At 43.4% G+C, this 11856-nt stretch carries 8 protein-coding genes; all 8 read left to right on the top strand.

The window, feature by feature from the left end; all coding sequences use genetic code 11:
• Positions 1-50: 50 nt before the first annotated feature.
• The 8 genes from AC04NP_RS05790 to AC04NP_RS05755 all read left to right on the top strand — a co-directional run bounded on the left by AC04NP_RS05790 (position 51) and on the right by AC04NP_RS05755 (position 11846).
• Entirely contained in the window at positions 51-1676 is a 1626-nt protein-coding gene (locus tag AC04NP_RS05790) for a GH116 family glycosyl hydrolase (RefSeq protein ID WP_482858564.1), read from the top strand.
• A 211-nt stretch (positions 1677-1887) separates the two neighbouring features.
• A complete protein-coding gene (locus AC04NP_RS05785) occupies positions 1888-2481 on the top strand; it encodes an RNA polymerase sigma factor (RefSeq protein ID WP_482858563.1) in 594 nt (197 codons plus the stop codon).
• A gap of 251 nt (positions 2482-2732) precedes the next feature.
• Positions 2733-3854, top strand: coding sequence for a FecR family protein (locus AC04NP_RS05780; RefSeq protein WP_482858562.1), 1122 nt, complete (start codon positions 2733-2735; stop codon positions 3852-3854).
• A gap of 190 nt (positions 3855-4044) precedes the next feature.
• A complete protein-coding gene (locus AC04NP_RS05775) occupies positions 4045-6876 on the top strand; it encodes a SusC/RagA family TonB-linked outer membrane protein (protein ID WP_482858561.1) in 2832 nt (943 codons plus the stop codon).
• Positions 6877-6941: 65 nt separating this feature from the next.
• Positions 6942-7766 (top strand): RagB/SusD family nutrient uptake outer membrane protein, encoded by an 825-nt coding sequence (locus AC04NP_RS05770; RefSeq protein ID WP_482858560.1) that lies wholly within the window; start codon positions 6942-6944, stop codon positions 7764-7766.
• A gap of 491 nt (positions 7767-8257) precedes the next feature.
• Positions 8258-10018 carry an alpha-L-fucosidase gene (locus AC04NP_RS05765; RefSeq protein WP_482858559.1) on the top strand — a complete coding sequence of 587 codons (1761 nt, stop codon included), beginning with the start codon at positions 8258-8260 and terminating at the stop codon, positions 10016-10018.
• A gap of 198 nt (positions 10019-10216) precedes the next feature.
• Positions 10217-10882 carry a YceI family protein gene (locus AC04NP_RS05760; RefSeq protein WP_482858558.1) on the top strand — a complete coding sequence of 222 codons (666 nt, stop codon included), beginning with the start codon at positions 10217-10219 and terminating at the stop codon, positions 10880-10882.
• A complete protein-coding gene (locus AC04NP_RS05755; protein WP_482858557.1) occupies positions 10875-11846 on the top strand; it encodes a formylglycine-generating enzyme family protein in 972 nt (323 codons plus the stop codon). Before AC04NP_RS05760 ends, AC04NP_RS05755 begins: the two co-directional genes overlap by 8 nt.
• The last annotated feature ends 10 nt before the right edge of the window (positions 11847-11856 follow it).

Raw genomic sequence — 11856 nt, 5'->3', positions numbered from 1 at the left:
GAAGAAGTATACCTGGAAAAATTAACTTTTGGAAACTAAACGAATGATACATGAAATTTTTTAAATATAACATACTATCTATTTTACTTTTTGCCATCTCAACAAGGATAATCTTTGCCCAGGAATGGAACCAACACTGGCCTGTTCTGAAAACGTATAAGGACAAATACCTCGATGAAGTGGCCATGCCATTGGGGGGTATTGGAACAGGAACCGTATCTATTGGAGGCAGAGGGGATTTAAGGGACTGGGAATTAATGAACCGCGGTGCCCTCGGTTATCTGCCGGCTTTCAAACTGGTAGAACCCACCATTTCCAACGGTCCCTTCTTTGCTTTGTATTACAAGCAGCAAAGCGGCGAAGCCAATGTAAGGGTGCTCGAAGGGCCGGTGTCTGTCAGGGAATATTACGGTGATTGGGGTGCCGATGCTGTAAACTCCGGTTTTCCAAGATTTGAATCGACCGGTTTTGCCGCTGCGTATCCCTTGGCTCAAATCAATTTTGAGCACAAAGCGGTGCCGGTTGACGTGAGGCTGGAAGCATTTAATCCGCTTGTCGTAGGAGATGCCGACAAAAGTGGTATTCCTGTCGCTGTACTCCGGTATGTATTGACAAACAACACAGATCGTCCTATTGAAACTTCTGTAGTGGGTATGGTACCCAATTATATTGGTGTTGACGGGTGGTCGGGTGAACCTAAAGGCAATTATAATAGTTACAGGGATTGGCACCTATCCGGTGACGATGCCAAGCTGAAAGAGATGTGGCCCTATATCAAAAAGGCAATGTCATTTGCTTGGACCGGCATATGGGATACCGACAAAGATGGTGTCATGGAGGGAAGCCAGCACAATACCATGGACATTAATTATGTAGGGCCGAACCCTCAGATGGCAGCCTGGTATTTGGGCGCGTTGAAAGCCGCTGAGCACATGGCTGCTCATCTCGGTGACAAGGCATTTGCAAAAGAATGTGGTGATCTTTATATAAAAGGTCGTAAATGGATAGACGCAAACATCTTTAACGGGGAATATTACGAACATCGTATCCCCGAGGCTGCCAGCAAGGTAGCCCAGCTTGGCAAAGGGTGCCTGGTAGATCAACTGGTAGGCCAATATCTGGCTCATACCACAGGATTGGGATATGTTTTGGATAAAGACCATGTTCAAACTACACTTAAAAGTATCATGAAATATAACTATGTAGATAACTTCAATGAGCATTTCAACACTTTCAGGAGCTTTGGCCTTGGAGATGAAGCCGGACTGGTGATGGCCTCCTATCCGCGAGGTGATTTATTGGACTTTCCATTCCCCTACTACACAGAGATCATGACCGGATTTGAGTACAGTACGGCAGCCCATATGATTTACGAAGGTCAGATAGAAAGCGGTCTCAAAGTATTCAAAGCTATTCGCGACAGGTATGACGGATACAAAAGAAACATCGACTTTCATATGGCAACCTGCCTCGTACAGCAGGTTCAAAGAAAGATACTCACGGTCATGTGGTGGCCTGCATCCACGCTACTGACCGCTTATAAGATGCGGTATGGGGAAACAGGCCGGCCGGGTGTTTTTGCCTATGGACCAATAAAAATGTTTCCTATTCCTGCATCTGCCGGTGTGAAACACTGGTTTCATCGACGTTTATCCTCCTTATTCAGTGCCTTTTAACACCTGTTTATTTAATCGAACTCAGGTGAATACTTTGCGCCGCATATTCACAAGCTGGGAATACCGCGCTATCAGCGCGATTTTTGACAGTTGAAAAACCGCTTCAATGCTTGACTCAAAAGAAATTTATGTTTAGTATAGCTTTGGATTAGATATGGGAAAAAAAGGTTATTGATTAATTGGTTAAATGGCTGCCCGGGAAAAAAAAGATATGTTAGAAGTTCTTTCTCCTTCCGAAGCTTGGAGCAAAATTCGGGAAGGAAATAATGTAGCCTTCACACATATCTACAATCTTTATTTTTATGATTTATGCCGGTATGGTAGTCGAATCTGCGGTGATCGTGAGTTAATCGAGGATAGCATTCAGGACCTGTTTGTTGAAATTTGGAGATCGAGAAACCGGCATCCTCAGGTACGATCGGTGAAATACTATCTGTTTAAACGCCTCAAGAGAAAGATTACAAAAAAACTCATTGATAAAAGAAAGACCCCGATTGATCGAAACATTCTGGAGGATTACAACTTTAGGATTGTATTTTCCCATGAGTCCGAATTAATTGCGCAGCAGGTTTCCAAAGAGCAACAGTCAAGGTTGCTAAGGGCCTTGAATCAATTGACCAGAAGGCAAAAAGAAGCCATCACCTTAAGATTTTTTGATGGTTTTAGTAATGAAGAAGTGGCCGGTATGCTGGCTATGGATAAAAAGTCAGTTCGCAATCTCATTTACCGGGCTATGCTGGTTTTAAAAAAACATTTACCCAAATCACTGTTCCTTCCCTTTTTTGTAATTTGGGGGCAAAAGTAAGTATCTACCTCCACGGGCTTTATTGCTTCCTCAAACAACATTCATCAAAACAAAAGCACAAACCACCGACATCTTCATAAAGGTTGTCCGGCAATCTTTAAAAAAGTCTTTAATCGAGTGACTTTTGTGACAATCGTTGAACCGGGAGGGGTAGTGAAAATTACGAATGCGCGGGAAGCCCGAAAACATTGAATTTTTTTTGAGGACGTTTTGGAATTTTCCTCCCCCTTATATATAAAAAGCAAGGGTAGATGGATTACAGAAATTTTGGTCTGACCGATTTCATACTGGATGAATATTTTCAGGATTGGGTGATCAATCCAACCGAAGCGTCCGATATGTTTTGGAATAATTGGATGGAAAACAACCGGGAAAAGAAAAAAGTCATTGAGCAAGCCAGGGCGATAATTCAGAATTTGAATTTCATATCCATAGATATTTCTGAATTTGATAAAAATAGCGTATTGGATCATATCAATGCTGCCATTCGTGCGAAAGAACTGACTGAAGAGTTGAAAGTGCCCGGTGAGATGCTCGATTTGGAAGATGATGAAGTGAATGAAACCATCATTTATGCACTGGAAACCACAAGGGATAAAATCAAGATTTGGTATCGCGTGGCAGCCGTCATTTTTGTGGTTGCCTCATTGGGCATCTCCTTGGCTTTCTTGCATAATTATTTTGATGTGCCGTCTCAACCATTGACCGAGGTGAATGAATGCATAGAAAAATCATGTGGCCCCGGGGAAAAACTGAATGTGAAACTGAAAGATGGCACAAAAATAAAGTTGAACAGCAATAGCAAATTAATATTTCCAAGAACCTTTGCTTCGAAGCAAAGAAAAGTAACCCTGATTGGGGAAGCATTTTTTGAAGTGTCTGAAGATCGATCCAGGCCGTTCATAATTACTTCCGGTCAGATTGCCACCGTAGTACACGGTACTTCTTTTAATGTGAGAGCTTTTCCCTACGAGCCTGAAATCAAGGTTGCGGTAGCCACCGGCAGGGTTTCAGTAGAGAGAATACGCGTGTCCGAAGACGAAAAAACACAACAGGCAATATTGCTGAGCCCCCGTGAAATGGCTGTTTTTGAAAAAGAGACAAAGAAAACGGAGAAACTTAAATTTGAGTTTATCAAAGAGATGGGGTGGAAAGATGGGATCATTCATTTTGAACAGGCGAATATTCATGAAGTATTGCAAACATTGGAAAATTGGTATGGTGTAACTTTTATTAAAAATGGCAAAATCAACGAAGACAGAGACTATACCGGAAGTTTTAATAACAAGTCCTTGGAAGTTGTATTAACCGGGCTCGGGTTAGTATTTGATTTTAAATTTGATATAAAAGGGAAAATTATTGAACTGAATTAAATTTTAAGCTATGATAAATATCGACTCAAGTTAAAACAAATCGAGATAACGTGTACCTAAAAACTCACGCTGCTGATTAGACATTGTGCGATGGCTTGTTCAGCAGTCGTGAGATTGATTGTGTTCTTGATAAATTAATTTACCAAAAACGAAAATTATGCATATAAAATTACGGAAAAAATTTTTAATTATGTCCAAATACGCTGTTTTTGGCATAGTTCTGCAATCTCTGTTTTATTCTTTATTATTTGCCGGAACCGGCAAAGCGCAGCGAGTCAGTCTTGAAAATATCCAGGTTAGCATTGCGTTCAATGAGGTCTCGGTAGAAGAGGCATTTGATATCATTGAAGAACTGACCGCCTTCAAATTTTCTTACAAGAGAAAAGCCATTCATCAAAAGCAAAAGCTGAATTTTGGCAAGACAAATTTATCATTGGCAGACTTGCTTAGAAAAATCGCCAAAACTACTCGTTTGTGCTTCACAAGGATTGATGAAACCATTCATGTCACAAAAAAAGAAGAGGAAAATGGGAGCGCTATGGAAGCGTTATTGATAGATCAAGCTTTTATTGATCGTATAATTTCAGGAAAAGTGACCGATGAAAATGGGGCAGGTCTTCCAGGGGTGAATGTGTTTGCCAAAGGAACAGAGATAGGAGTTATTTCGGATATTGAAGGAAATTATTCAGTTAATGTACCCGATGAGACAACTACCTTGATTTTTTCTTATGTAGGGTATTTAACCGAAGAAATTGAAATTACGGGAAGAAACATTATTAATATAAGTCTTGCGCCTGATATTGAAACACTTTCGGAAATAGTGGTTGTGGGTTATGGAACACAGGAAAAGACAAAGCTGGTAGGATCGGTAGCCCAGATTGAAGCGAACAAAATCAACGACAGACCGGTTGCCCAGTTAAGACAGGCGCTCACTGGTCAGGTGCCGGGGGTGACCGTTATTCAAAGATCCGGACAACCTGGCGATTTGGGAGGAGAAATCCAGGTGAGAGGGGTTAACGCGGTAAACTCTTCCAATGCGGCACTGATCTTGGTCGATGGCATTCCCACTTCATCTTTTAATGATATTAACCCGAATATTATTGAAAGTATTTCTGTACTGAAAGATGCTTCAGCTTCAGCTATTTATGGTGCAAGGGCCGCAAATGGCGTGATATTGGTCACGACTAAAACAGGCACGGAAGACAGGCTGAGTGTCTCGTATAATGGATTCGTAGGCATTCAAGTCCCCACTGAATTTCCGGAATATGTTAACTCCTGGGAATATGCAGAACTTTTGAACGAGGCCAACGAGAATGATGGATTGGGCCCTGCTTACTCTGAGGCCGAGATAGCATTATTTCGCAATGGTACCGATCCGGATAATTATCCTGATAGTGATTTTCGATCAGCCGTACTCAAAGACAGGGCCGTTTTGACAAGCCATAACTTATCCGTAGCCAACAAAGTGGGTAATACCAATTACTTGTTGGGGTTGGGTTATTTGGACCAAGGAGGCCTGGTGCCGGAAAACAACTACAAAAGATATAACCTGAATTTAAACTTAATTTCGAACCTGGGTGATAAAATGAAATTGAGTACCAGGCTGCAAGGCAGATTCTCGAAGGATGAACAACCCTCTGGTCCCACGGTAGGTAATGGTTCTAACATGCTCAATATTATTGGTCAGTCTGTTCGATTTCCTGCTATTTTTCCTATCAAACTTCAAAACGGAGATTGGGGGGTAGGGTTTGAACAGTCAGGAACACCCGCGTCCTGGGTAAATAGTGACTCTTTTTATGAACGAAAAGAAAACGAAGTAGGCATAAACATGAAATATGACCTGAATATTTTAAAAGACCTGACATTTTCTATGATCGGGGGCTATAATGCTGTGGAAGCGAAAGAGCAACGATTTGAGGCAACCCAATTAATAGCCCAGGATATTCTTTTGGGGCCGGCACAGCAAAACATAAGAAGGGACGGTTACACTTATCTGACATTTCAGCAAATATTGGAATACGACAAATTACTGGATGACCACCAGATCAGCCTGTTGGCAGCACACACGTATGAGTTTCAGGAATCCGACCTATTGACGGCAATCAGGATTGGATTTCCAAGCAACGATCTTACCGAACTCGATGCAGGAGAAGTAGAAGGATCTCAAAATGGTGGTACTGCTTCCGAGTGGGCCATGGATTCTTATTTTGCAAGATTGCGTTATAGCTATCAAAATAAGTATTTGATAGAGGCTGTAGTAAGACACGATGGATTTTCAGGGTTTAGATCCGACAATAGATACGCTACATTTCCCTCTCTTGCTGCCGGCTGGAGAATTTCCCAGGAAAACTTTATGAAGAATACTGTAAACTGGGTGGATGAGTTGAAATTAAAAGCTTCATGGGGTCAGGTGGGAAACAACCAGGTGAATGAAGAAGCCGGCGGGCTCTATCCTTATCAAAGCCTTCTTACAAACAGTAGCCCTCTGGATGTTACACAAAACTACAACTATGGCTTCGGGGGCACAATAAGCACAGGACTGGCTGTCGTCCGGATCCCTGATCCGAATATCACCTGGGAGACCCAGGAGATGCTCGATATTGGTATAGAAACAACACTTTGGGGGGGCATGATAAATTTTAGTGCAACTTACTTCAATAAAAAGACCAAGGATGCCCTGCTTGAGCAAACCGGAAGTGTCCCGCAGACTTTAGGTTTTACAGTGGGAGTCACAAACGCGGGCACTGTGTTGAATGAAGGCTGGGAATTCGGCTTAGGACATACACACAAACTGGGCGGTTTTGAATATTCCATTTCTGCCAACGCAACCTTTTTAAATAATGAAGTGTTAGATTTGGGGAGCGCAGGCGTTGAACTACTGAATGGTTTGATTGCCAATGGCAATACATACGTAGGACACCCGCTTCAAAATTACTATGGTTTTGTCGCTGATGGGCTTTTCGCAGATTCGGCGAGGCGGCAGCTACCTATAAAACCGTCATCGACTTTGGGGATAACCTGATTGATCCTGAATATGTTACACTATTCAATGGTAAAAACGAGCAGAGCAAGGAGATAATTTTTACCATGCCCTACATTGAAGATTTGTTCGGTAACGGCCTGCAGCAAAATGCAGGGCCTGCGATGATAGGCGGGTGGCACATTGTTAACCCATTAGGAAGTTTGGTTGAATCTTACGAGTTTAATGACGGTACCCCGTTTGATTTTGCCGATCCCCGGTACGACCCCGCTGATTTGACAAAGGACAGAGATCCCCGGTTAAGTTATAATGTCCTTGTCAATGGGGTGGAATTTGGCCCGGGATTCAAGTACATTTCTCATCCTGACTCTGTCAATTCCATCGATAGGCTTACCACCAACAAACAAGCCACTCGTACAGGATTTGGGTTGGCCAAATTTATGGATTGGGATTACAAGGGCGACCTTCGCAGAGCACCTGCTGACATTCCCATCGTTCGATATGCCGAGGTATTGTTAACTTACCTCGAGGCAAAGCTGGAAGCCGGAGACCCTATTGATCAGGGACTTCTTGATGCGACCATCAATCAGGTAAGAGGCCGGGCGTCGGTTAATATGCCGCCGGTTACGGAAACAGACCCTACGCTGCTTAGGGTGATCTTAAGAAGAGAAAGGCGTAATGAACTGGCGCTGGAAGGCCATAGATACTGGGATTTATTACGGTGGGACAGGGCCAAGGATATACTTCAAGGTGATTTTTATGGAGGACCATTTCCCGGAGCTGAGAATTTAAGAAAAAATGGCTCGATCGATGATCCCCATGACCGATGGTATGTCACCTCTAAAAGTTTCCGGCCGGGCATAGATGACAGGTGGCCCATACCGGATAGTGAAATAGAAATAAATCCTGATTTAGGCTTAGATGTAGATTGATTGCCGCTAATAAAAGCTTGTTTTTTTAACTTATTCTGCCCTTAGTGTATGCTAAAATGCCAACTTCTATGATAGAAATGGCTTGGGAGGTCTTCCGGATTTTATGATCATTTAAAACCTTAAACCAAAGCGGCATCGGGCCCGGCAATTCCATAAGCAGCTTACTTGCCGGACCCGATGCCGCCTCAGTTGGAGCAGATGCAGGTCCATGTTCGATGTATATTTCTTTTATACAAAATCCTGTTGGTGATTTTTATTTAACAACCAGCGAATTAAACGAACTACTACGGGGTTAATGCAAAGAAATCATCATATTGTGCATAGAGATTGGTGGATAGAACGGTAATTATTGGCCAAATTGCAAGTTCGGGTTTTAACGAGTCACGACTATCGAGTCATCTAAAATGAGAAATTCTTGTTTTCGGGTTCTGCGCAATTCCATCACGAAGCGGGTGATAATCGTTGCTTTTTCCTTTTGCCTGTCCATGTCCATGGAAGCTTACGGACAAAAGCTTGCCAACGACCGGGCAGCATGGTTTGTAGACGCCCGATTTGGCATGTTTATCCATTGGGGCGTTTACAGCGGTGCCGAGGGTTTTTGGAAAGGTGAAAAGCTTCGTAATAACAATAACTACGCCGAATGGATTCGCTACCGCAACCGCATTAGTAAGGAAGAATACCTTACCCTGCTGGATAGGTTCAAATGGGATGAAATCGACCCTGAGCAGTGGGTTATCCTGGCCAAACAATCAGGCATGAAATATGTTACTATCACAGCCAAACACCATGACGGGTTTGCACTTTGGGATAGCAAGGCAAGTGACTATACTGTGGCAAAACATACCGATCCAGGCAGGGACATTATCAGGGAACTGGCTGAAGCCTGTAGAAAACACGGCTTACGACTGGGTTTATACTATTCCCATTGGGTCGATTGGGAGCATCCTGACAGTTGGGACCATACCAGGGAAATTACCGGCCTTTCCAATAAAACCTATGACCGCTACTGGCAGGAAAAGGTCATGCCCCAAATGCGGGAATTGTTAACCGGATATGGAGAAATTGGCCTCATTTGGTTCGATATGTGGGTACACCATTCGAAAACGGTCGTTAGCAAAGCACAATTATTACAGTTGAAAAAACTTATCAGGGAAATACAGCCCAATTGTTTGGTCAATTCCAGATTGGGACTGTCAGTAGCAGAGGACAAGGATATTGATTTTCAAACTTTGGGAGATAATCAGTTAGGCAGCAATAAAAAAGATCACCCCTGGCAAACATCGGCCACTGTGGCTCATTCCTGGGGATTCCACGCACGGGATACGGAATGGAAATCCACTACCACACTTTTACAATCACTGATCAATAATGTATCCCTGAATGGTAATTTTATGCTCAATATCGGCCCCCGGGCCAATGGTGAGGTACCCTTTGAAATATCCGGGAGGCTTAAAGAAATGGGGCGTTGGCTGGCTGTAAATGGAGCGTCGATTTATAATAGCGAGGCTTTTAATCTCAGAAAGGATCTGCATGACTGGGGCAGGATTACTTATAAAAAGACAGCGGCAGGGAAACACTTATTATATCTGCATATTTTTAATTGGCCTATTGATAAAGAACTAACCCTTACAGGGGTCAGAACACGCCCGTCACAAGTTTATGTTTTGGCAGATAAGCTACAGACCGGCCTCCCCTTTGCGCATCATGAGATGGTAACTCAGTTGAAGCTACCCAATCGGCCACCTGATCCGTTGATTTCTGTGGTCGTTGTCGAATATGACCGGGAACCTGAAATTGTTCCGGGTTTGGTGGCCCGGTCTGTGTCCGGTGGTTTTTCTTTAACCCCTGATAACCGGACTGCTTCAAAGGGTAACACCACCCTCGAAAAAGCAGCACGCCGTGGCTCTATTCCGGCACATGTGGTGGTAAAAGATCAAAGCACCTATCAATGGCAGCTATTTATCGATGAACCGGGCTCTTACAAAATGGATGCATCCTATAGCTTTCAAGGCAAGGAGGCTATCGGAAAAATCGTGGTTAACACAGCCGGAACAACTTTGGAACACCGGGTTCAACCTACCGGAAAAACCGTAGGGGAACCAAATTCGGATTGGGTAATTGACAGCTTTAATGCCACCACCCTGGGAAAGATCGATTTTGCCGGATCCGGCCTTTATGATGTACAGGTAGAAGTTCGCCCCCGGAAAGGCGCTGATATTAAGTTTCAATGGATATGGTTAAAAAAGGAATGATTTTTGAATAAAAGACATTAAATTACACAATGATTAATAAAATAAGAGGCGTTTTAACGATCTGGTCACAATTAAAATGTTTTTTAAACATGTTGTATGGCAATCTGTTAAATGCGAACAATTTTCTTGAAAACCATTGAATTTGCCTTATTTTTTCATTAGAATTCAACAGGAAAAGCATTAATTAATTTTTCATTTATGATTAAAATGATTTCTATCAGGTATTTCAGACAGGAAAATAACAAAAGGAAGGTAATTCAAGCGGTTGTTGCAAGGTTGCTGCTTCCCGTCATTGTTTTGTTGTGCTACGCTTCACCGGGGTTTGCTCAAACTAAAAGCTGGCAGTTGGATCCCGGTGCACCGCCGGAGGTGCACATAACAGGCACATCGACGCTGCATGATTGGAAAGCAGACTGTCCGGGCCTGACAGGAATACCCGAAACTTTGCAGATAACTGACAAAAACACCATTGATGCGTTTGCCTTTAAAATTCCGGTAGACAGTATGGACGGTGGGCGTGGGGCTACTATGAATAAAAAAATCCATGCAGCTTTTAAATCTACTGAAAACCCTTTTATAGATTATAAACAAACAGAGCCTGCCGTTTTAAGTGAGATGCCGGAAAGCGGGGATTTTAACTTCAGTTCCAAGGGGATTCTTTCAATGGCTGGAAAAGATAAGCCCATCACCGTGTCGGGCAAGGGTACCATCGACAAGGGCGTGATGATGCTGACTGTCAGCAAGGAGCTTAAAATGACTGACTTTGAAATGGAACCTCCCAGTGCCATGTTCGGACAGATTAAAACACATGATGATATTGTAGTTAACTTTGTATTCCACTACAAAAAGACAGGCGATGAATAAAACATTGATAGTAGTATGGCTTACCGGTTTGCTGGTGACAACAGGAGCCAATGGGCAATCCGGTATTCAACAACGGGTAGATACCATTCCCGGAACAGTTATAAGTTTTGAAATGAAGCTTATCCCGGGGGGCACCTTCCTGATGGGCAGTCCTGATAACGAACCGGATCGTACCCCGGATGAAGGCCCCCGGTTTGAAGTGGCGGTTGATTCCTTTTGGCTAGGCACGTATGAAGTAACATTCGAAGAGTATAATGTTTTCAGGGATAAATCTTTGGATATACCTACTGCCAATAATCCATCCTGGAATGCGGACGCTGTAGTAAGGCCCAGCCCGCCTTATGAGGATCCTACTTTCGGTATGGGCAAAGACGGTTTCCCGGCCGCCAGTATGACGCAATTTGCCGCTTTACAATATTGCCGGTGGCTCAGCCAAAAAACAGGGGTATTTTACAGGTTGCCCACAGAAGCCGAATGGGAATATGCCTGCAGGGCCGGAACCACCGGCAGATATTACTTCGGAGATGAGGCAGAGCAACTGGATGCTCACGCGTGGTACTATGATAACAGCAATGAAGCTTATAAAAAGGTGGGCAAGAAATTATCTAATCCCTGGGGACTTTACGATATGTTGGGCAACGTATCGGAATGGACACTGGACCAGTATCAGGAAGATGCCTACATGCAACTCGCAAAAATGAATGAGGTAAACCCCTGGATTAAACCCACCAAACTACACCCCAGAACGGTTCGTGGCGGTTCGTGGGATAATGATATGGAAGATGTGCGTTGTGCATGCCGTATCGAATCCAGCGACAGGTGGAAAGAAAGGGATCCCCAAATACCTAAAAGCTATTGGTGGAATACTGACTCCCCTTTCGTAGGTTTCCGCCTGGTACGGCCTGCAAAACAGCCTGCAAAGGAAGAGCAGGAGGCTTTCTGGGCAAGGGTTTTAGGTGATTAATGAACTCCAA

The sequence above is a fragment of the Agaribacillus sp. DX54 genome, assembly GCF_056858335.1.
Note: the sequence above shows the minus strand (reverse complement) of the source record. Positions and strands in the feature narration are given on the sequence as shown.

Bases quoted from the DNA above. Each gene is read 5' to 3' on its own strand.
- AC04NP_RS05790 (WP_482858564.1), top strand. From the start codon at position 51: ATGAAATTTTTTAAATATAACATACTATCTATTTTACTTTTTGCCATC.
- AC04NP_RS05785 (WP_482858563.1), top strand. From the start codon at position 1,888: ATGTTAGAAGTTCTTTCTCCTTCCGAAGCTTGGAGCAAAATTCGGGAA.
- AC04NP_RS05780 (WP_482858562.1), top strand. From the start codon at position 2,733: ATGGATTACAGAAATTTTGGTCTGACCGATTTCATACTGGATGAATAT.
- AC04NP_RS05775 (WP_482858561.1), top strand. From the start codon at position 4,045: ATGTCCAAATACGCTGTTTTTGGCATAGTTCTGCAATCTCTGTTTTAT.
- AC04NP_RS05770 (WP_482858560.1), top strand. From the start codon at position 6,942: ATGCCCTACATTGAAGATTTGTTCGGTAACGGCCTGCAGCAAAATGCA.
- AC04NP_RS05765 (WP_482858559.1), top strand. From the start codon at position 8,258: ATGGAAGCTTACGGACAAAAGCTTGCCAACGACCGGGCAGCATGGTTT.
- AC04NP_RS05760 (WP_482858558.1), top strand. From the start codon at position 10,217: ATGATTAAAATGATTTCTATCAGGTATTTCAGACAGGAAAATAACAAA.
- AC04NP_RS05755 (WP_482858557.1), top strand. From the start codon at position 10,875: ATGAATAAAACATTGATAGTAGTATGGCTTACCGGTTTGCTGGTGACA.